General features: G+C 74.9%; 19 protein-coding genes, 1 pseudogene and 1 riboswitch. Of the genes and pseudogenes, 7 read left to right on the top strand and 13 right to left on the bottom strand.

Annotation, left to right across the window (positions count from 1 at the left end):
• From ACWENR_RS21610 to pdhA, 3 genes are all read right to left on the bottom strand, one after another.
• On the bottom strand, positions 1-382 hold a 382-nt coding region (locus ACWENR_RS21610; protein WP_452278780.1), incomplete at its 3' end, for a biotin/lipoyl-containing protein.
• Positions 379-1,395 carry an alpha-ketoacid dehydrogenase subunit beta gene (locus ACWENR_RS21605; RefSeq protein WP_452278779.1) on the bottom strand — a complete coding sequence of 339 codons (1,017 nt, stop codon included), beginning with the start codon at positions 1,393-1,395 and terminating at the stop codon, positions 379-381. The genes ACWENR_RS21610 and ACWENR_RS21605, both read right to left, overlap by 4 nt.
• Positions 1,395-2,558 (bottom strand): pyruvate dehydrogenase (acetyl-transferring) E1 component subunit alpha, encoded by a 1,164-nt coding sequence (gene pdhA / locus ACWENR_RS21600; RefSeq protein WP_452278778.1) that lies wholly within the window; start codon positions 2,556-2,558, stop codon positions 1,395-1,397. The genes ACWENR_RS21605 and pdhA overlap by 1 nt, the downstream gene beginning before the upstream one ends.
• 105 nt (positions 2,559-2,663) lie before the next feature.
• Between pdhA and ACWENR_RS21595 the strand changes: the two genes are divergently transcribed.
• Positions 2,664-3,170, top strand: coding sequence for an Lrp/AsnC family transcriptional regulator (locus ACWENR_RS21595; RefSeq protein WP_452278777.1), 507 nt, complete (start codon positions 2,664-2,666; stop codon positions 3,168-3,170).
• Positions 3,171-3,351: 181 nt separating this feature from the next.
• Here ACWENR_RS21595 and ACWENR_RS21590 read toward each other — a convergent pair whose 3' ends face one another.
• The 3 genes from ACWENR_RS21590 to ACWENR_RS21580 form a co-directional block, all read right to left on the bottom strand.
• Positions 3,352-4,323 carry a DNA polymerase domain-containing protein gene (locus tag ACWENR_RS21590; protein ID WP_452278776.1) on the bottom strand — a complete coding sequence of 324 codons (972 nt, stop codon included), beginning with the start codon at positions 4,321-4,323 and terminating at the stop codon, positions 3,352-3,354.
• A gap of 252 nt (positions 4,324-4,575) precedes the next feature.
• Positions 4,576-4,902 carry a hypothetical protein gene (locus ACWENR_RS21585; RefSeq protein ID WP_452278775.1) on the bottom strand — a complete coding sequence of 109 codons (327 nt, stop codon included), beginning with the start codon at positions 4,900-4,902 and terminating at the stop codon, positions 4,576-4,578.
• 132 nt (positions 4,903-5,034) lie between these two features.
• A complete protein-coding gene (locus ACWENR_RS21580; RefSeq protein ID WP_452278782.1) occupies positions 5,035-5,265 on the bottom strand; it encodes a hypothetical protein in 231 nt (76 codons plus the stop codon).
• Between the two features lie 115 nt (positions 5,266-5,380).
• Between ACWENR_RS21580 and ACWENR_RS21575 the strand changes: the two genes are divergently transcribed.
• The 5 genes from ACWENR_RS21575 (at position 5,381) to ACWENR_RS21555 (ending at position 9,755) form a co-directional block, all read left to right on the top strand.
• A complete protein-coding gene (locus ACWENR_RS21575; protein ID WP_452278774.1) occupies positions 5,381-5,854 on the top strand; it encodes a hypothetical protein in 474 nt (157 codons plus the stop codon).
• Positions 5,855-5,921: 67 nt separating this feature from the next.
• Entirely contained in the window at positions 5,922-6,653 is a 732-nt protein-coding gene (locus ACWENR_RS21570; RefSeq protein ID WP_452278773.1) for a histidine phosphatase family protein, read from the top strand.
• A complete protein-coding gene (locus tag ACWENR_RS21565) occupies positions 6,637-7,506 on the top strand; it encodes an NAD(P)H-hydrate dehydratase (protein WP_452278772.1) in 870 nt (289 codons plus the stop codon). Before ACWENR_RS21570 ends, ACWENR_RS21565 begins: the two co-directional genes overlap by 17 nt.
• Positions 7,507-7,652: 146 nt before the next feature.
• A complete protein-coding gene (locus ACWENR_RS21560; RefSeq protein ID WP_452278771.1) occupies positions 7,653-9,140 on the top strand; it encodes a S8 family peptidase in 1,488 nt (495 codons plus the stop codon).
• 114 nt (positions 9,141-9,254) lie between these two features.
• Complete coding sequence (locus ACWENR_RS21555; RefSeq protein ID WP_452278770.1) at positions 9,255-9,755, top strand: hemerythrin domain-containing protein; 501 nt, start codon at positions 9,255-9,257, stop codon at positions 9,753-9,755.
• 42 nt (positions 9,756-9,797) lie between these two features.
• Here the strand turns inward: ACWENR_RS21555 and ACWENR_RS21550 are convergent, their stop codons facing one another.
• Positions 9,798-10,649 (bottom strand): metallophosphoesterase family protein, encoded by an 852-nt coding sequence (locus tag ACWENR_RS21550; protein ID WP_452278769.1) that lies wholly within the window; start codon positions 10,647-10,649, stop codon positions 9,798-9,800.
• A 1,113-nt stretch (positions 10,650-11,762) separates the two neighbouring features.
• Positions 11,763-11,852, top strand: a riboswitch (ZMP/ZTP riboswitch).
• A 17-nt stretch (positions 11,853-11,869) separates the two neighbouring features.
• Between ACWENR_RS21550 and ACWENR_RS21545 the strand changes: the two genes are divergently transcribed.
• Positions 11,870-13,309, top strand: a complete 1,440-nt coding sequence (locus tag ACWENR_RS21545; protein ID WP_452278768.1) for a glycine hydroxymethyltransferase — start codon at positions 11,870-11,872, stop codon at positions 13,307-13,309.
• Positions 13,310-13,564: 255 nt separating this feature from the next.
• Here the strand turns inward: ACWENR_RS21545 and araB are convergent, their stop codons facing one another.
• The 6 genes and pseudogenes from araB to ACWENR_RS21515 all read right to left on the bottom strand — a co-directional run.
• Positions 13,565-15,235 (bottom strand): ribulokinase, encoded by a 1,671-nt coding sequence (gene araB / locus ACWENR_RS21540; protein WP_452278767.1) that lies wholly within the window; start codon positions 15,233-15,235, stop codon positions 13,565-13,567.
• A 119-nt stretch (positions 15,236-15,354) separates the two neighbouring features.
• A complete protein-coding gene (locus tag ACWENR_RS21535; protein ID WP_091095191.1) occupies positions 15,355-15,615 on the bottom strand; it encodes a hypothetical protein in 261 nt (86 codons plus the stop codon).
• Between the two features lie 67 nt (positions 15,616-15,682).
• On the bottom strand, positions 15,683-17,065 hold the full coding sequence (locus ACWENR_RS21530) for an aminotransferase-like domain-containing protein (RefSeq protein WP_452278781.1): 1,383 nt from the start codon (positions 17,063-17,065) through the stop codon (positions 15,683-15,685).
• A complete protein-coding gene (locus tag ACWENR_RS21525; RefSeq protein WP_452278766.1) occupies positions 17,008-18,141 on the bottom strand; it encodes an alpha-hydroxy acid oxidase in 1,134 nt (377 codons plus the stop codon). The genes ACWENR_RS21530 and ACWENR_RS21525 overlap by 58 nt, the downstream gene beginning before the upstream one ends.
• 94 nt (positions 18,142-18,235) lie before the next feature.
• Positions 18,236-19,156, bottom strand: a pseudogene (locus ACWENR_RS21520) (alpha/beta hydrolase); the annotation flags it as partial.
• On the bottom strand, positions 19,153-20,231 hold a 1,079-nt coding region (locus ACWENR_RS21515), incomplete at its 5' end, for a cytochrome P450 (RefSeq protein ID WP_452278765.1). The gene ACWENR_RS21515 and the pseudogene ACWENR_RS21520, both read right to left, overlap by 4 nt.

The raw sequence follows: 20,231 nt of genomic DNA, 5'->3' as shown, positions 1-20,231 counted from the left end.
GGCGGCGCCGCCGACCCGCGCCGCCGTGGCCGGTGCCGTACCCGATCAGGACGTTTCCGGAGCCGGCGCGCTCCTCCTCGCGGTAGGTGGCGTGGCCGGCGGGCTCGTCGCCGGTCCCGCCGTCGCCGGCCAGCGGCGCGATGGTGATCAGCGGCTGGCCGACCGGGCGGGTCTCGCCGGCCGCACCGTGCAGCGCCACGACCCGCCCGGCGTACGGGCAGGGCACGTCGACGACCGCCTTGGCGGTCTCCACCTCGACGACGGTCTGGTCCACCGTGACCACGTCGCCCACGGCGACCCGCCACTCGACGATCTCGGCCTCGCTCAGCCCCTCGCCCAGGTCGGGCAGGAGGAAGACCTGCGTACCGTCCACGGTCGTCACGCCGCGCTCCCCCGGGCCAGCCAGCGCTCGTCCGGCTGGTCGTCCCACTGGAGCCGGGCCACCGTGTCGAGCACCCGGTCCACCGACGGCAGGTGGGTGTGCTCCAGCATCGGCGCCGGGTACGGGATGTCCAGCCCGGACACCCGCAGCACCGGGGCGTGCAGGGCGTGGAAGCAGCGCTCCTGCACCCGGGCGGCGATCTCCGCGCCGACCCCGGCGAAGCCCTGGGCCTCCTGGATCACCACGCACCGGCCGGTGCGGCGGACCGAGGCGGTGACCGTCTCGTCGTCGAACGGCACGATGCTGCGCACGTCCACGACCTCCAGGTCCCAGCCCTCCTCGCGGGCGGCCTCGGCGGCCTCCAGCGCCACCGGCACCGCCGGCCCGTACGCGACCAGCGTGGCGTCGCGGCCCGGCCGGCGTACGACGGCGCGGCCGATCGGCGCGGTCGTGGCCGGCAGCTCCGCGTCGGCGCTGGAGAAGTAGAGCTTCTTCGGCTCCATGAACACGACCGGGTCCGGGTCGTCGATCGCCTGGCGCAGCAGGGAGTACGCGTCCTCGACCGTCGCCGGGGTGACCACCTTCAGCCCCGGGGTGTGGGCGTAGTACGCCTCGGAGGAGTCGCAGTGGTGCTCGACCCCGCCGATGCCGCCGGCGTAGGGCACCCGGATCACGATCGGCACGCTCAGCGCGCCACGGGTGCGGTTGCGCAGCTTCGCCACGTGCGAGGCGATCTGCTCGAACGCCGGGTACGCGAACGCGTCGAACTGCATCTCGACCACCGGGCGCAGCCCGGACATGGCCAGGCCGACGGCGAAGCCGACGATGCCGGCCTCGGCGAGCGGGGTGTCGAAGCAGCGCTTGTCGCCGAAGCGGGCCTGGAGGCCGTCGGTGATCCGGAAGACGCCGCCGAGCGCCCCCACGTCCTCGCCGAAGACGAGCACCCGGTCGTCGTCGAGCATCGCGTCGGCGAGCGCGGCGTTGAGCGCCTTTGCCATGGTCAGGGCGGCCATCAGCGCTCACTCTCCTCGTCCGCGGCGGCCAGCTCGGCGCGGACCTGCTCGCGCTGCTCGACCAACTGTGGGGTGGGCTCGGCGTAGACGTGGTCGAAGAGGCTCATCGGGTCGACCGCCGGCTGCGCGTTCATCCGGGTGCGCAGGTCGGCCGCGTACGCCTCGGCCTCCTCGGCGACGGCGGCGACGCCCGCGTCGTCGAGCGCGCCGCGCGAGCGCAGGTACGCCTCCAGGCGGGCCACCGGGTCGCGGTCCCGCCACGCCTCCACCTCGGCGCCGTCGCGGTAACGGGTGGCGTCGTCGGCGTTGGTGTGCGGCTCCATCCGGTAGGTGTGCGCCTCGACCAGGAACGGGCCCCTGCCGGCGCGGGCGTGTTCGACCGCGCGGGTGAGCACCGCGAGGACGGCCACCGGGTCGTTGCCGTCGACCTGCTCGCTGGGCACGCCGTAGCCGACGCCCTTGTACGCCAGCGACGGGGCGGCGGTCTGCCGGGACAGCGGGACGCTGATCGCGTACCGGTTGTTCTGCACGAAGTAGACGACCGGGGCCTTGAACACGGCGGCGAAGTTGACGCCCTCGTGGAAGTCGCCCTCGCTGGTGGCACCGTCGCCGATGAACGCCAGCGCGACGCTGTCCCGCCCCTGGTATGCCTCGCCGTAGGCCAGCCCGGCGGCGTGCACGCACTGCGTCGCCAGCGGGGTGCACTGCGGGGCGGTGCGCCGGGCGGCGGGGTCGTACCCGCAGTGCCAGTCGCCGCGCAGCAGCGTCAGCACCTCGACCGGGTCGATGCCCCGGGAGACCAGCGCCATGGACTCCCGGTAGGTCGGGAAGACCCAGTCGTCGTCGCGCAGCGCGAGGATCGCGCCGACCTGGCAGGCCTCCTGGCCGCGCGAGGACGGGTAGACCGCCAGCCGGCCCTGCTTGGTCAGGGCGGTGGCCTGGACGTCGAAGCGACGCCCGATCACCATCCGCCGGTACATCTCGGCGAGCGCCTCGACGGGCGGCTCGGGGTAGTCGGCGGGGGCGGGCAGCGGCGTACCGGTGGGATCGAGCAGGCGGATCGGCTCGGTGGCCGGCAGCAGCGGCTTCGCCGGGTCGGGCGGGGTGGCCTTCCGGCGGCTGCGCGGGGATGCCCTGCGGACCGCCTCGGGTGTGGTCGTCACGGCGGGACCTCCTGGGACGTGTGGTGGGCCTATGCTCCTGCCGTCGGATGATTGACTCAAGATCCATGACAAACGCGGGACGGATGGCATTCGGATGGCACCCAGATGAGCCAGGAATCCGGGCCGGTCGGGGAGCCGGCGGCCGGAACGGGACGTTCGGCCCGTCCCCTCGACGAGGTCGACCGGCGCATCCTCGACGAACTGGTCCGCGACGGCCGCACCTCCGTGCGCACCCTCGCCGAGCGGATCCACATCTCCCGCACCAACGCGTACGCCCGGGTGGAACGGCTGCTGCGCGACGGGGTGATCACCGGCTTCCGGGCGCAGGTCGCACCCGAGGCGGCGGGCCTGGGCACCTCGGCGTACGTCGCGTTGAAGATCGAGCAGAACACGTGGCGGGAGGTGTCGGCGGAGCTGGCCCGGGTGCGCTACATCGAGCACGCCGCGCTGCTCGGCGGCGACCACGACGTGCTGGCCCTGGTCCGGGCACCGGACAACGCGACCCTGCGGGACGTGGTGCTGGGCCGGGTGCAGAGCATCGCCGGGGTGCTGTCGACCCGCACGTGGCTGGTCTTCGACGAGTTCGACGGCGAGCGCAGCCCCTGGGAGTGAGCCGCACGACCGCCGTGAGCCGGGCCGGCGCGGCCGGGCCGCCGTGGGTCCGGGTCGCCGTGGGCCGGGCCGGCGTCGGTCGGGCCGGCGTCGGTCGGGCCGGCGTCGGCCGGGCCGGCGGGCGGGTCGGTGGTGGGCCGGGCGCCGGCGTGGGCCGGCGGCCGCGTCAGCGCCGGCGGGCTCAGCGCTCCGGCGGGGCCTCCAGCCCCTCGCGGTCGGCCCGCTCCAGCAGCGGCTCCAGGGAGAAGCGCCGCCCGTCGAGGCCCGCGTGGGGGTCGCCGCGCTCGGCGAAGCGGGCCGGCATCGTGGTGACGTCGAAGTCCTCCGGCCGCACGTCGTCCAGCTCGGACCAGACCAGCGGCGCGGAGACCAGGGCCTTCGGGGTCGGGCGGATGGAGTACGCCGAGGCCATCGTGTGGTCCCGGGACATCTGGTTGTAGTCGATGAAGACCGGGCGGTCCCGCTGCTCCCGCCACCAGGTGGTGGTGACCAGGTCCGGCAGCCGGCGTTGCAGCTCGCGGCCCAGCGCCAGCACCGCCCGCCGGCAGTCGCCGAAACTCCACCGGGGCTCGATCGAAAGGTAGATGTGCAGGCCCCGCCCGCCGGTGGTCTTCGGGTAGCCGGTCAGGCCCAGCTCGTCGAGGAACGCGCGCACCTCGTGGGCGACCGGCACCACCTGGTCGAAGCCCACCCCGGGCATCGGGTCGAGGTCGATCCGCAGCTGGTCGGGGCGCTCGACGTCGGCGGCGGAGACCGGCCACGGGTGGAACCGCAGCGTGCCGAGGTTGGCCGCCCAGATCACCACGGCCAGCTCGCTCGGCGCGACCTCGTCGGCCGTACGCCCGCTCGGGAACGTGATGTGCGCGGTGCGCACCCACTCGGGCGCGCCCGCCGGCAGCCGCTTCTGGTAGAAGGCGTCGCCCCGGTTGTCCTGCCGGGTGCCGATCTTCGCACCCTCGAAGACGCCGCGCGGCCACCGCTCCAGCATCGTCGGCCGGTCTCGCAGGGCGCGCAGGATGCCGTCGCCGACGGCGAGGAAATAGCGCACCACGTCCAGCTTGGTCAGCCCCAGCTCGGGAAAGTAGGGCTTGTCCGGACTGGAGACGCGGACGACCCGCTCCCCCACCGTGATCTCCTCGGCCGCCGTCGCCACGACTCACACCGTAGCGGCGACCGGCCGGCGCCGGGAGGCAGCGCGCCGGGCCCGGGCCGGGCGGCGAACAGGCCGGGCGACGAAGGGGCCGGGCGACAAGGGACCGGGTCGTCGGGCGGCGAGAGACGATCGGCCGAGCGCCCGGGTGCGGTGGCCGGTCGAGCAGCCGGGTAGCGGGCGGCCACCCGGGGGGTGACGGCGGCCACCGCTGCCCCCGATCGCGGCTGGCCGGCCGCGAGGCGAACGGGTCGCTCAGGCGATCAGCGCGATGCCGAGGGCCGCCAGCGGCAGGCCGACGAAGAGGAAGACCCCGACGCCGGTCAGCACCCGCCCGCCGCCCCCGCTCTCCCGCTCGGGTGCGAGCCCGAAGATGCTCCGGGCGTCGAGCATGCCCATCCGGCTCAGGGTCAGGTCGCTGGTCACGCCGAGCAGGGCGCCGACGACCACGAGCACGACGCCGAACCGGTGGAGGAAGTCACCACCCGCGACCGCCATCCAGATCCCCGCCGAGACCGCGGCCACGACGAGCGCGATCACGAACAGCACGAGCGCCTCGCGCAGACCCCTGATGACCGTCATCGGCAGCTCCATCCGTGTGACCCGGATGGACCATTGTCCATGTCGACGGCGGTCCGCGCCGTCCCGCGCGCCGGTCGTACGCGCGGGGGCCGGCGGCCAGATCCCGGCCGCCCGGCCCCCGCCGGCCCGCGATCAGCTCATGTCCTCCTGGAGGCGCGCCAGGAGCATCTTCTTGCCCTGCTCGCCCGCCTTGCGGTTGTTCTCCTGCATCTTCCGGAACCAGGTGGCGAGTTCCGTGTCGCCCCGCGCGTCCGCGTCGGCGATGTACGTGTCCAACTTCCAGATGTGCTTCAACGACATCTGCAGCACGTGGATCAGGTCGTAGTTCTGATCCTTCACCGGGCTGATCTGTTCCTTCGTCATGGTCGCCACGGACTACCTCCCCAACTCGCTGTTCGGTGGCGGCAGCGCTTACCCGGCCTGCCCCCGTTCACGCCCGGCCGCAGGACTACCATCCGGCGAAGCCAAGGGGGCGTTCATGCGCGGACGAACGGCGTACGCGGTGCTGGTGCTGGTGGCTGTCGCCGCCGGCTGCGGGGGCGGGTCGCCGCCGCCCACCAGCGCCGACGTGACCGGTGCCTGGTGCGGCCCGGAACGGGACCTGCTCACCCTCGACGCGGCCGGTGGATTCACCGTCACCGACATTTCCGCCCCGCTGATCGACGAGGTCCTGTACGACGAGGACTTCGTGCCGGGCTACCGGCGGAAGACCGAGCACGGGGGCGCGGTGCCGCAGCACGGCGCCGGCCGATGGCGCGTCTTCGTGGACCGCGGCGACATGTTCCAGGCCCGCCGCGACCACGTCGTGCTCGACTGGGTGACCTTCGAGTCGACCACGGTCGACGAAGAGCTGGAGCTGACGATGGCCGGGGAGGGCAGGGGCCTGGTGCTTGGCGTCGAGCGCGTCGAGTCCGGCTTCACCACCCTCTTCGCCCGCTGCCCGGCAGCCTGAGCGTTCCGCCCGGTGCCCGCACGAGTGGCGCGGTTATCCGCGCCGGGCCCCGGGTAGGGGTTGCCGCATGGCGGAACTGGCAGCGCTCTGGATCGTCCGGCACGGCGAGAGCACGGCGAACGTGGCGGCCACGGCGGCCGAGGCGTCCGGCGCCGAGCTGATCGACCTGACCCACCGGGACGCGGACGTGCCGCTGAGCCCGACCGGCGAGGAGCAGGCGCGGGCCACGGCGCGGTGGCTGGCCGGCCTGCCCGAGGGCCGCCGGCCGGACGTCGCGGTGGTGTCGCCGTACCTGCGGGCGGTGCAGACCGCCGAGCTGGCCCTGGCCGGCACCGGAATCCCACTCAGCCGGGACGAGCGGCTACGCGACCGGGAACTCGGCATCCTCGACGGGCTGACCGGGCACGGGGTACGCCGCCGCCACCCGGACGAGGCGCGGCGCCGGGACCGGCTCGGCAAGTTCTACTACCGGCCGCCGGGCGGCGAGTCCTGGACGGACGTGGCGCTGCGCCTGCGCGCGCTCCTGGGCGACCTGCGCCGCGACCACGAGGGCCGCCGGGTGCTGCTGTTCGGCCACGACGCTCTGGTCTTCCTGACCCGTTACCTGGTGGAGGGGCTCACCGAGGCGGAGCTGATGGCGCTGACCCGGGAGCAGGTCATCGCGAACTGCTCCGTCACGGGCTGGTCCGCCGGGCCGGAGGGCCGGCTGACCCCCGACGTGTTCAACGACGTCGGCCACCTGCGGGCGCAGGGTGCCCGGCCGACCAGGGAGGACGAGGTCCATGCCGAACCGGTCTGACACCCGGGTGATCACCCCCGGCCTGCTGCGCGACTGGGCGCTGCCCGTGCCGACCGGCGGCAAGGAGGCACGCGGCACGGTGCTGGTGGTCGGGGGCTCGCGGTTCACCCCGGGCGCGGTGCTGCTCGCCGGCGTGGCGGCGCTGCGGGCCGGGGCGGGCGTGCTGCAACTGGCCGCGGCCGAGTCGACCGCCGCCGCGCTGAGCATCCAGGTGCCCGAGGCGCTGGTGGTGGGCCTGCCCGAGACCGCCGACGGCGCGGTCGCCGGCCGGCCCGGCGAGCTGCTGGCCGACCTGGTGGCCGACGCCGACGTGGTCGCCGTCGGCCCGGGCCTCAAGGACATCGACGAGACGGCGCGCCTGCTGCGCCTCGTCCTCGACGCGGCCGCCCGGGAGACGGCGCTGGTGCTCGACGCGTACGCCCTGGGGGCCCTCAGCCACGCCCCGGACCTGCTGGTCGGCTCCGGGCGGCCGGTGGTGCTGACCCCCAACCTCACCGAGGCCCGGCACCTGCTGGGGCGCGACCCCGGCGACGACCTGGACGCGGACGCGGTCGAGCTGGCCAGCCGGTACGACGCCGTCGTCTCGCTCTACGGCCACATCGCCACCGCCGACGGCCGGAGCTGGCGGGAGGAGAGCGGCGACGCGGGCCTCGGCACGTCCGGCAGCGGGGACGTCCGGGCGGGGCTCCTCGCCGGGCTGCTCTCCCGGGGCGCCGAGCCGGCGCAGGCGGCGTGCTGGGCGGCGTTCGCCCACGCGGTCAGCGGCCAGCGGCTGGTGCCGCGGTACGGCCGGATCGGGTTCCTCGCCCGGGAGCTGCTGGACGAGATCCCCCACACCCTCGCCACCGTCTGACACCTTTTGTCTGACCGAACGGATGTGTGTAACGCCACAGGCCACTCCTACGCTGATCCATCGGAGGCGGGCGTCCCGCCCTCCTCCCGCCGGCCGCTCCCCGCCAGGGGGCGTACCCGGCTGGAAACAGCCCCCTGGGAGTCTGTGTGAAGAACCTCCGTCGCAAGACACTGGCTGCCGCGTCCGCCGTGACGCTCGGTGTCGGCCTCGCCGTCGCCGGCGGGCTGGCTCCGGCGGCGTCGGCCGCCGGCCCGGACACCACGTTCCTGGTGCTCGCCCCTCAGGGCGCCAAGACCGACAAGGCGGCCGCCCGCGTGGCCGCCGCCAAGGGCACCGTGGTGGCCAGCTACGACCAGATCGGCGTGCTCGTCGTCCGGTCGACCAACCCCGACTTCGCCACGGACGTGGCGGGCGCGGGCGTCGACTCGGTGGCGTCCACGGCCGGCCTGGGCACCGCCCTCGAGGAGGGCGAGACCCTGGAGGTCTCGGCGGCCGAGGCGGTCAGCACGACCGCCGACCCGACCAAGGAGCCCCTCTTCGGTCAGCAGTGGGACATGCCGATGATCGACGTCCCGCAGGCCCACGCCGTCAACGCCGGCCGCGCCGACGTGGTCGTGGGCGTGCTGGACAGCGGCATCTCCTCCAGCCACCCCGACCTGGCGAGCCAGATCGCCAAGAACAAGAGCACGTCCTGCGTCGGTGGGGTCTCCGACACCACCGAGTCCGCGTGGAACCCGACCACCTCCGACCACGGCACCCACGTGGCCGGCACCATCGCCGCCGCCGTAAACGGCGTCGGGGTGACCGGTGTCGCCCCGGGCGCCAAGCTGGCCGCCGTGAAGGTCGTCAACGACGACGGCTACATCTTCCCGGAGGCCGCGGTCTGCGGGTTCATGTGGGCCGCCGAGCAGGGCATGCAGGTCACCAACAACAGCTACTACATCGACCCGTGGCAGCTCAACTGCCGCAACGACGCGCGTCAGCGCCCGGTGTGGAAGGCGATCCAGCGGGCCCTGCGCTACTCGCAGAGCAAGGGCGTGCTGCACGTCGCGTCCGCGGGCAACTCCAACTGGGACCTCGCCCACAAGATCACCGACACGGGCAGCCCGAACAACGGCACGCCCGAGGAGCGCGAGAACCTCACCAGCTCCTGCCTCGTCCTTCCCGGCGAGGCGCCGGGCGTGGTGACGGTCTCGGCGGTCGGCCCGACCGGGGAGAAGAGCTACTACTCCTCGTACGGGCAGGGCGTGGTCGAGGTGACGGCGCCGGGTGGCGACACCCGCTTCCGTACGCAGGGCCGCACCTCGACCCCCTCCGACGGCATCCTGTCCACCACCTACAACACCGCCACGAAGACCAACGGCTGGGGCTACAAGCAGGGCACCTCGATGTCCTCGCCGCACGCCGCCGGCGTGGCCGCCCTGGCCGTGTCGGCGCACCCGGGCATGACCCCGGGCCAGCTGTCGGCCTTCCTGGCCAACACCGCCGAGTCGATCCCCTGCCCCGGCGGCGTCTACAACCCGGTGCCGCTGATCGCGGCCGGTCCGAACGCCTACGACGCCACCTGCTCCGGCGGGAAGCGCAACGGGTTCTACGGCGCCGGCATGGTCAACGCGTACAACGTGGTGCGGTAACCACTCGCACTACCCGTGGTGGGGCCCGGCGGCATTCCGCCGGGCCCCACCCGTTTTCGCTGCTCACGGCCGGGGTACGGGAGGAGGCGTCAGACGAGCCGAGGAGGTCAACCGGTGTCCACCGATGCCATCGTCCTGTTGAAAGAGGACCACAAGGAGATGCGCCGCCTGTTCAAGGCCTTCCAGGATGCCGAGGAGGGGCCGGCCGCGAAGCGGCAGAAGCTGGTGAGCGAGATCCTGGAGGCCCTCACGGTGCACACCTACCTCGAGAACGAGGTGATGTACCCGGAGGTCCGCAAGCTCCTGCCCGACCTGGAGGACGACATCCTCGAGTCGTACGAGGAGCACCACGTCGCCGACGTGCTCTGCGCCGAGCTGTTCACCATGGACGCCGACGACGAACGCTTCAACGCCAAGACCACGGTGCTGATCGAGAACGTCCTGCACCACGTCGAGGAGGAGGAGCAGGAGTGGTTCCCCAAGGTGCGCGAGGCGCTCGGCCGTAAGCAGCTCCAGGAGATCGGCGAGCGGATGATCGAGCTGCGCGCCGACGCGCCGCGCAAGCCCACCGACCCCAAGGCGATCAAGAAGTCGCTCGACGCCGTGACGGCCTGATCCGCCCACCTCCGACGGGCCCCGGTGCGCCGGGGCCCGTCGTCATGCCGGGGGCGCGGGCAGGATGCGCCGCAGCGACGGCGGTACGGACCGGGTCCGCCACTCCCTCGGGTAGCCCACCGACACCTCCTCGAACCGCACCCCGTCGTGCCAGGTGGTGCGGGGGATGTGCAGGTGACCGTAGACCACGGCGGCCGCGTCGAAGCGCAGGTGCCAGTCGGCGGTGGCCTCGGTGCCGCACCACTGGGCGAAGATCGGGTAGCGCAGGATCCGGGTCGGCTCGCGCAGCAGCGGCCAGTGGTTGACCAGCACCGTCGGCAGCCCCGGCTCCCGCCCGGCGAGCCGCCGCGCGGTCTCGTCGACCCGGGCGGCGGACCACGCCGACCGGCTCGGGTAGGGATCCGGGTGCAGCAGGAACTCGTCGGTGCAGACGATCCCCGTCCGGTACGCCTCCGCCAGCGCCGCCTCGGTGGTGTCGAACCCCTCCGGGCGCCAGCTGTGGTCGTAGAGCAGGAACAGCGGCGCCACCAGCACCGGCCCGCCCGACCCCCGCCACACCGGGTACGGGTCCTCCGGGGTCAGCACGCCCAGCCGCCGGCACAGGTCGACGAGATGCGCGTAACGCGCCACCCCACGCAGCGTCACCGGGTCGGCCGGCGGCGTCCACAGCTCGTGGTTGCCCGGCGCCCAGACCACCCGCGCGAAGCGCTCACTGAGCAGCCCGAGCGCCCACTCGACGTCGCGGACGGTGTCGCCGACGTCCCCGGCGACGATCAGCCAGTCGTCCGGCGACCCCGGACGCAGCCCCTCCACCACCTCCCGGTTACCCGGGTGCCCCACGTGCAGGTCGCTGATGGCGAGCAGGCTGCCACCCGCGCTCCCATCGGCCGCCATGACCTCGATCCTATTGACCGGCCACCCCCACCGCGAGCCCGCACGCCCCGCCCCCACACGTCTCCGCCCCCGCCCGCCCCGCCCCTCACGGCCCCGTCCCGCGCCCCCGCCCCACATCCCGCGTCCGCGCTCCCACCCCGCGTCCGGCGGGCCCCCGTCCGCGCTCCCGTCCCCGTCCCGCGCCCCCGTCCCCCGCTCCGGTCCCGCGCCCCACGTCCGCACTTGCGCCCCGGGCCTGCGCCCCACGTCCGCGCGACCGCCCCGCGCCCGCACCCCCCGTCCCGCACCCCCGTCCGCACTCCCGCCCCGGGCCCGAACCCGTGTCCCGGACCCGCGCCCCGCGACCGCGCCCCGGTCCCGCGCCCCACGTCCGCACTTGCGCCTCGGGCCCGAACCTGCGCCCTGTGTCCCGGACCCGCGCCCGGCGACCCCGTCCCCGTCCCACGCCCCGCGTTCCGGGCCCCGTCCCACGTCCGCGCTCCCCGTCTCGCGCCTGGGCCCGCGCCCCCAGTCCCACGTCCTGCGTCCCGCGTCCCGCGTCCCGCGCCAAGATCCGCACAACTTCCCTGATGTAGTGGCCTCCTTACGGCTCTGAGGCCACTACATCCCGGATGTTGTGCAGATCTTGAGGAGCAAGCGGTGCCGGCAAGCGGATCTTGATCCGCCGGTGGGGCGGATTGGCGGGATGGACGGGTTGAACGGGACGGGTCGGCGGACGCATCGGGCGGTGGGGTGCGGGAAGCGGGTCCCGAGGAGCAGACGGGCCGGCAGGCGAAGGGGCGAGCACGCGAAGAGGGCGGGGCAGGCCAGTCAAGCGGGGCCGACTGGCGAGAAAGGCGGCCATCGCGAAGGGGGGCCGGGACGGGCCCCGGGAGGCAAGGCAAGCCGGGGTGCCGAGACAAGCCAGGAGTGACCAGGCAAGCCGGGGTGCCGAGACAAGCCAGGAGTGACCAGGCAAGCCGGGGTGCCGAGACAAGCCGAGGATGGCGAGGCAAGCGGGGGCGAGGAAAGCCGGGAGTGACCAGGCAAACGGGGCCCGGCAAGCCGGGAGTGGGGAGGCAAGCCGGGGACTCGAGGCGGGACGGGGGTGTGCCGGGCCGACCCGGTAGGATCGGGCCGGGCCGTGACTGGCGCGTGGGGATGGAGAACCATCGGGAAGCGGTCCCGTCATGAGGACGCATGCCGAGCGCCTGGGCCTTCCGCACGTCACTGGAGGTCGCATGTCGTCGCCGAACGCCGAATCCACCGCCTTCCGCAGCGCCCTCGAGGTGATCCGCGCCGTCGAGCCCCGGGTGGCCGACGCCATCGGCGCCGAGCTCGCCGACCAGCGCGAGTCGCTCAAGCTCATCGCCAGCGAGAACTACGCCTCCCCGGCGACCCTGCTGGCAATGGGCAACTGGTTCAGCGACAAGTACGCCGAGGGCACCGTCGGGCGTCGCTTCTACGCCGGCTGCCAGAACGTGGACACCGTCGAGGCGCTCGCCGCCGAGCACGCCCGGGAGCTGTTCGGCGCGGCCCACGCGTACGTGCAGCCGCACTCCGGCATCGACGCCAACCTGGTCGCCTTCTGGGCGATCCTCGCCGACCGGGTGGAGTCCCCCGCGCTGAAGAAGGCCCAGGCGCGCCACGTCAACGACCTCACCGAGGCGGACTGGTTCGCGCTGCGCCGGGAGCTGGGCAACCAGCGGATGCTCGGCATGTCGCTGGACGCCGGTGGCCACCTCACCCACGGGTTCCGGCCGAACATTTCCGGCAAGATGTTCGACCAGCGCAGCTACGGCACCGACCCGGCCACCGGCCTGGTCGACTACGACAAGGTCGCCGAGGCCGCCCGGGAGTTCAAGCCGCTGATCCTGGTCGCCGGCTACTCGGCGTACCCGCGGAAGGTCAACTTCCGGATCATGCGCGAGATCGCCGACTCCGTCGGCGCCACCTTCATGGTCGACATGGCGCACTTCGCCGGCCTGGTCGCGGGCAAGGTCTTCACCGGCGACTTCGACCCGGTGCCGCACGCGCACATCGTCACCACCACCACGCACAAGTCGCTGCGCGGCCCGCGTGGTGGCATGGTGCTCTGCCAGCCGGAGCTGGCCGACCAGGTCGACCGGGGCTGCCCGATGGTGCTCGGCGGCCCGCTGCCGCACGTGATGGCCGCGAAGGCCGTCGCGCTGGCCGAGGCCCGCCGGCCCGACTTCGCCGACTATGCCCAGCGGATCGTCACCAACGCCCAGGCCCTCGCGGAGGGGCTGCTGCGCCGGGGCGGCAAGCTGGTCACCGGCGGCACCGACAACCACCTGGTGCTCATCGACGTCACCGGCTACGGGCTCACCGGCCGGCAGGCCGAGCAGGCGCTGCTCGACTCGGGCATCGTCACCAACCGCAACTCGGTACCGCAGGACCCGAACGGCGCGTGGTACACCTCCGGCATCCGCATCGGCACCCCGGCGCTGACCACCCGTGGGCTGGGCCCGGCGCAGATGGACGAGACGGCCGAGCTGATCCACACCGTGCTCAGCCAGACCAGGCCGGGCGCGAACGCGGACGGCACCCCGTCCAAGGCCAAGTACGCTCTCGACCCGGCCGTCGCCGACCGGGTGAGCAAGCAGGCCAGCGACCTGCTGGGCGGCTTCCCGCTCTACCCGGCCGTCGACCTGGGCTGACCCGCCGCACGCTCCCCCGGTGTCCCCGCGCGGCCCGCTGCGCGGGGACACCGCCGAACTGACGCCCGGGGGCGCCGCGAGCTGGCGCGGCGGCGCCGCCGGGCTGAACCGGCGCGGCGCTCCCCGCCGCCCCGCCCGGCCCACCGCACGGGGGCATCGCCGAACTGACGCGCGGGGACGCCACGCTGACCCGACGCACACCCCACGACGCCCCCGCCCGACCCGCCACCGCGCTGATGCGGGGAGGCGGCGCCGTCAGCGGGGGCGGGCGCGGTGGCGCAGGGCGCGCAGGCGGTGCAGCACGTCGGTGCCGCCCCGCCCGAAGTGGTCGTGCAGGGCGCGGTACTCGGCGTACAGGTCGTCGTAGGCGGCGGCCCGGGCCGGGTCGGGGTGCCAGGTCTCGCGCCGGCCGGCGCCCATCGCCGCCGAGGCGGCCGGCACGTCCGGGTACGCCCCGGCGGCCGCCGCCGCGTGGATCGCCGCGCCCAGCGCCGCCGGGTGGGCGGAGTCGACCACGTGCAGCGGCCGGCCGAGCACGTCGGCGTAGATCCGCAGCAGCAGCCGGTTCCCGGTCAGTCCGCCGGCCACGGTCAGCTCGTCGACGGCCACCCCCGCGGCGGTGAACGCGTCGACGACGGTCCGGGCGCCGAAGGCGGTCGCCTCCAGCAGCGCCCGCCAGATCTCCTCGGGCCGGGTGGCCAGCGTCAGCCCGACCAGCACGCCGCTCAGCTCGTGGTCCATCAGCACCGACCGGTTGCCGCTGTGCCAGTCCAGCGCCAGCAGCCCGTGTCCGCCCACCGGCTGGGCGGCGGCGAGGTCGTCCAGCAGCTCGTACGGGCTCAGCCCGCGGCGGCGCGCCTCGTCGGCGTAGCCGGCCGGCAGGGCGTTGCGGACGTACCAGGCGAAGATGTCGCCGACCCCGCTCTGCCCCGCCTCGTAGCCCCAGGCTCCGGTGGTGACGCCGCCGTCGACCACGCCGCAGACCCCGGGCACCTCGTGGTAGGCGGCCGCGTTCATGATCAGGCAGGTGGAGGTGCCGAGTACGGCGAGCATCCGGCCCGGCTCGACCGAGCGGGCCGCCGCGGCGGTGACGTGCGCGTCGATGGCGCCGACCGCGACGGCGGTCCCCACCGGCAGGCCGGTCCAGCGGGCGGCCTCGGCGGTCAGCCCGCCGGCCCGGGCGCCGAGGGGCGCGAGCGGCCCGTCGATCCGGGGCAGCAGCCCGTCGAGGCGGGGGTGCAGGGCGCGCAGGAACTCCGCCGACGGGTACCGCCCGTCCTGGCGCAGCCCCTTGTAGCCGGCGGCGGAGACGTTGCGGGTCTCCCGGCCGCAGAGCTGCCAGACCAGCCAGTCCGCCGTCTCGATGAAGCGCTCGGCCCGGTCGAAGACCTCCGGGTCGTCCTCCAGCACCTCCAGCGCCTTGGCGAGCTGCCACTCGGCGGAGACGCGGCCGCCGTAGCGGGGCAGCCACGGCTCGCCGCGCGCGGCGGCGACGTCGTTGATCCGGGCGGCCTGCCGCTGGGCCGCGTGGTGCTTCCACAGCTTCGGGTACGCGTGCGGCCGGCCCGCGAGGTCGGGCAGCTCGCAGAGCGGGGTGCCGTCGGCGCGGGTGGGCAGCACGGTGCAGGAGGTGGCGTCGACGCCGATGCCGAGCACGTCCCCGGGGCGCACCCCGGCGGCGCGCAGCGCGGCGGGCACCGCGACCCGGAGCACCTCGCGGTGGTCGTCGGGGTGCTGCAACGCCCAGTCCGGCGGCAACGGCGTCCCGTCGGGCAGCCGCTCGGTGAGCACCCCGTGCCGGTACTCGTGGACGGCCTCGCCCCGCACGGTCCCGTCGGCGACGTCCACGACGACCGCCCGACCGGAAAGGGTGCCGAAGTCGACCCCGACGACGTGCCGGGGCGCCCCGGCTGCCGGCTGCGCCACCGTTCCTCCTCCCGCCGCAGCCCGCCGGCGCCCGGGGCGGGCGGCCGATCGGCGGCGGCCGGAGGGCAACGCTAACAACACCGCCGAGCAGACGGCGGCCGACGCCCGCGCCGACGAGGTCAGGCGATGGGGCGCTTCAGGTGGTAGCGGTGCACCTCCGTGCTGCCCTGGATGTTGTTCACGTCCTCGGCGGCGGAGACCAGCTCCCAGCCCTCCCGGCCGGCCCGGTTGAGGTGCGCGATCGCGGTGTCGCCGTACGCGGTGATGTCCCGGCGGGACCCGTCCGGGCCGTACCAGATGAAGCTGACATGGAAGTTGCGGCCCTGCCCCTGATAGCGGCGGACCAGCAACGCGTACTCCCAGGCGACCATGGCGTCCATTATGAGTGTCCACCCAGGACGGCGGAACACGGGCAGTCGCGGATTGCCGTGCGGTGAACGCGGTGTGTCATCCCGCGGCCGCGCCCGCCTCCCGTCGGGCCGTCTCGTCGGCCACCAGCTCGGCCAGCCGGTCCAGGCCGAGGTCGATCTGCTCCGGGGTGACCGCGCTGACCGACAGCCGCAGCGCGTCGACCGGGGTGCCGTCGTCGTAGAAGTGCGCCATCGGCGTCCAGAGCAGCCCGTACTCGCGGGCGGAGCGGTGCAGCAGCGCGTCGTCGACGGCGAACGGCACGGTGACCACCACGAAGAACCCGCCCGCGGGCACGTTCCACCGCACCGGCGAGGCGTCGGGCGGAAAGCGCCGGGCCAGGCCGTCGACGAGGTGGCGCAGGTTCCGGCCGTACGCGGCCCGCTCCCGGGCGGTGGCCGCCACCAGGCTGCACCCGTGCTCCAGCAGCGCCCCGCCCACGACCGCCTGGGCGATCGCCGACGTGTTCACCGTGACCATGCTCTTGATCTTGGCGAGCTGGTCGGCGAGCAGGCCCACGCCGCCGTCGGAGCCAGCGACGCGCTGGTCGGCCACCACGTAGCCCACCCGGGCGCCGGGCAGCACGGTCTTGGCGAACGAGCCGAGATAGACCACCCGCCGCGCGGTGTCCAGCGCCTTCAGCGTGGGCAGCCGCCCCGCGTCCCCGGCGGGAAAGAGGCCGTACGGGTTGTCCTCCAGCAGCAGCAGGTCCTCCTCGGCGGCCAGGTCGAGCAGCCGCCGCCGGTCGGCCAGCCCGATGCGCGTCCCCGACGGGTTGGCGAAGTCCGGCATCACGTAGCACGCGCGCGGGCGCAGCCCCGCCGCCCGCGCCCGGCGCACCTGCTCGCGCAGGTCGGCCAGGTCCACCCCGGCCGGGCCGCCGGCCACCGGCCGCACCGGCAGGTCCAGCAGCCGCGCGGCCCCGGTCAGCCCCACGTACGTCGGGGCGACCGCGAGCAGCACGTCCCGCGGACCGGCGCGCAGCGCCCGCAGCACCAGGAACATCGCCTCCTGGCAGCCGACGGTCACCACGATCGACTCCGGGTCGACCGTCACGTCCTCGTCGACGGCGAGGTTGCGGGCGACGAGGTGGTGCACGATGCCCTTGGTGCGGCCGTACTGGAACAGGGTCCGGTGCACCTGCGCCGGGCTCTGCCCGAGGTCGTCGGCGAGGTGCCGGCGGAACGTCTCCAGGTGCCGGTGCAGCGCGGCGGCGTCGAAGAACTCCTCGTACGGCCGGCCGGCCGCCAGCGACACCGCGTCGGGGTAGTGCTGCGCCACCTCGTTGAGGAAGTTCATCGAGTTCAGCGCCGGATCGTCCACCGCCGGATGCAGGTCGGCGACGTGCAGGTCCACCGGGTCGCTCACCGCTGCGCCTCCGTCAGCACGCGCAGCTCGCGCACGGCCGCCGGGTCGGCGCAGCCGGCCAGCGCCAGGGCGTCGCGGAACTCGCCGGCCAGCAGCGCCAGCGCCGCCTGCGCCCCGGCCCGCCCCCCGGCGGCGAGCGCCCAGAGCATCGGCCGGCCGACCAGCACCCCCCGCGCGCCGAGGGCGAGCGCGCGCAGCACGTCGACGCCGCCGCGTACGCCGCTGTCGAGCAGCACCTCGCAGCGGTCGGCCACCGCCGTCACCACCTCGGGCAGCACGGCGGCGGTGGCGGGGGCGCCGTCGAGCTGCCGGCCGCCGTGGTTGGAGACCACCACGGCGTCCGCGCCGGCGGCCGCCGCCAGCTCCGCGTCGCGCGGGTCGAGGACGCCCTTCACCACCAGCGGCAAGGTCGTACGCCCGCGCAGCCAGTCCAGGTCGGCCCAGCTCAGCGCGGGCGCGAAGACCTCGCCGGTGTGCGCGGCGACGGCCGAGACGCCCGGCGTGGCGGCGTGCGCGAGCGCGTCCCGCCCGGCCGGCAGGTTGGCGGCGACGACGTGCGGCGGGATGGCGAAGCCGTTGCGCACGTCGCGCAGCCGCCGGCCCAGGATCGGCACGTCGACGGTGACCATCAGCGCGGCGCAGCCGGCGGCGTGCGCCCGGTCCAGCAGGTCCGCCACGAGGGCCCGGTCCCGCAGCCAGTAGAGCTGGAACCAGACCGTCGCGCCGGTCGCCGCGATCTCCTCGATCGGCACGCTGCTCAGCGTGCTGGCCGCGTACGGCACGCCGGCCGCGCCGGCCGCCGCCGCGAGCGCGGGCTCGCCGTCGGGGTGCACCAGCCGCTGGTACGCCATCGGCGCGACCGCCACCGGCATGGCGCAGGCGGCGCCGAGCAGCCGCGCGTCGGTGCGCGGGGCGTCCACGCCCCGCAGCACCCGGGGCAGCACGGCCACCCGGTCGAGGGCACGCCTGTTGGCCGCGAGGGTGGTCTCCGTGCCGCTGCCGCCGTCGACGAAGTCCCACACGTCGGCGGGGAGCGCCGCCCGGGCCAGCGCGGCGAAGTCGGTCAGGTCGGCGGGCGCCGGCGACTCGCCGACCGCCGCGGCCTGCCGGGGCAGCACCGGGTCAGCCATCGCTGGCCGCCTTCCCCGCCGCGGCGCGGACGGACGCCGGGTGGGGGTCGGCGCTCGCCGCCACGCCCCGGCCCGGGCCCCCGGGCGGTACGCCGAAGCGCTCCCGCAGGAACGCGGCGGCCTGGTCCTGGGCGCGCCGGCCGTCGTCGAACGTACCCGGCATGGCGAAGAAGCCGTGGACCATGCCCGCGTACCGGGTGAGGGTGGTGGGCACGCCCGCCTCGCGCAGCCGGTGGGCGTACCGCTCCCCCTCCGCGCACAGCGGGTCGTGCTCGGCGGTGACCACCAGCGCCGGCGGCAGGCCGCTCAGGTCCTCGGCGAGCAGCGGCGAGGCCAGCGGGTGCGCCGCGTCGGCGGGGTCGGCGAAGTAGTGCTCGCGGTACCAGGCGACCGAGCGGCGGTTGAACAGCAGCGGGTCCTCGTCGTCGCCCGCCGGCTCGCCGGTCTGGTCGGTGTTCGGGTACACCAGCAGCTGCGCGGCGAGCCGGGGCCCGCCGCCGTCGCGGGCCAGCAGGGTGACGGCGGCGGCGAGGTTGCCGCCGGCGCTGTCCCCGCCGACGGCCAGCCGCTCCGGGTCGGCGCCGAACTCCTCGGCGTGCGCGGCGATCCACCGGGCGGCGGCGTGGCAGTCGTGCACGGCCGCCGGGAACGGGTGCTCCGGGGCCAGCCGGTAGCCGACGGTGACCACCTGGCAGGGCACCGCGTTGGCCAGCCGCCGGCAGATGCCGTCGGCGGTGTCGACGCTGCCCAGCGTCCACCCGCCGCCGAAGAAGTAGAGCAGGGTGGGCAGCGGCCCCTCCCCCGCCGGCCGGTGGATCCGCACCGGCAGGTCGCCGGCCGGACCGGGCACGCGCGTGTCGCGTACCTCGTGCACCGGCTCGACCGCGCCGCCGCCGGCGCGGATCGCGGCGAGGTCGGCGGCGCGGGCCTCGGCGAGGGTCTGCGTGTACAGCGGCGGGGTGGCGGCCGCTCTGCGGGCGGCCCGGTACGCCTCGACCTGCGGGTGGACGCTCACGCCGACTCCCCTCCGGTGTGCACCAGCAACTTGTCGATGCCGCGCAGGAACAGGCTGCCGCTGTAGGTGGGCGCCTCGGCGACCGCGAGCCGGGGGAAGCGGGCCAGCAGCTTCGGCAGCGCCAGCCGCCCCTCCAGCCGGGACACCGCCGCGCCGAGGCAGAAGTGCGGGCCGACGCCGAAGGCGAGCGACGGCGGGCCGGACCGGCGCGGGTCGAAGCGGTCCGGGTCGGGGAACCGGGCCGGGTCCCGGTTGGCGGCGGCGATGATCAGCAGCACGTTCTCGTCGCGCGCGACCGGCACGCCGCCCAGTTCGGTGTCCCGGGGCGCGGCCCGGGCCAGGAAGTGCACCGGGGCCTCCAGCCGCAGGATCTCGTCGACGGCGCCCCGGGCCAGCGCGTCGTCGCCCGGCAGCGCGGCGGCCACGTCGGGGTGGGCCAGCAGCAGCGGCAGGCCGTTGGCGAACATGTAGACGGTGGTGACGAAGGCGGCGTTGAACAGCACGATCAGGTTGCTGACCAGCTCGTCGGCGGTCAGCTCCACGTCGCCGGAGTCGACCGCCTCGACCAGCCCGCTGATCAGGTCCTCGCCCGGCCGGCGACGCCGGTGCGCGATCAGGTCGGCGTAGAAGTCGCGCAGCTCCCCGGCGGCGGTGTTGGCGGCGGCGAGCCGCTCGGGCGTCTTGCCCGCCACGTCCAGGAACTCGTCGATCCGCTCCACCCGCTGCCGGTAGAAGTCCAGCTCGCCGGCGGGGATGCCGATGAACTCCGCCATCACCAGGGCCGGCATCGGGTACGCGAACTCCGCGACGAAGTCGAGCCCGGTGTCGCCGGCGTCGGCCATCCGGTCCAGCAGCCCGTCGACGACCCGGTGCACGGTCGGCTCCAGCGCGCCCAGCCGGCGCGGCGTGAAGGTCTTCGCGAAGACCGCCCGCATCCGGGTGTGGTCGGGCGGGTTGACGAACATCATCGAGGTCTGGAGGGTGCGCAGCACCTCCTGCTCCTGCCAGCCCGGCGGCCGCGCAGGTCCGGCGACCCGCTCAGCGTGCTCACCCCGCAGGAACGCCAGGTCGTCCG

The sequence above is a fragment of the Micromonospora sp. NPDC004336 genome, assembly GCF_053602615.1.
Note: the sequence above shows the minus strand (reverse complement) of the source record. Positions and strands in the feature narration are given on the sequence as shown.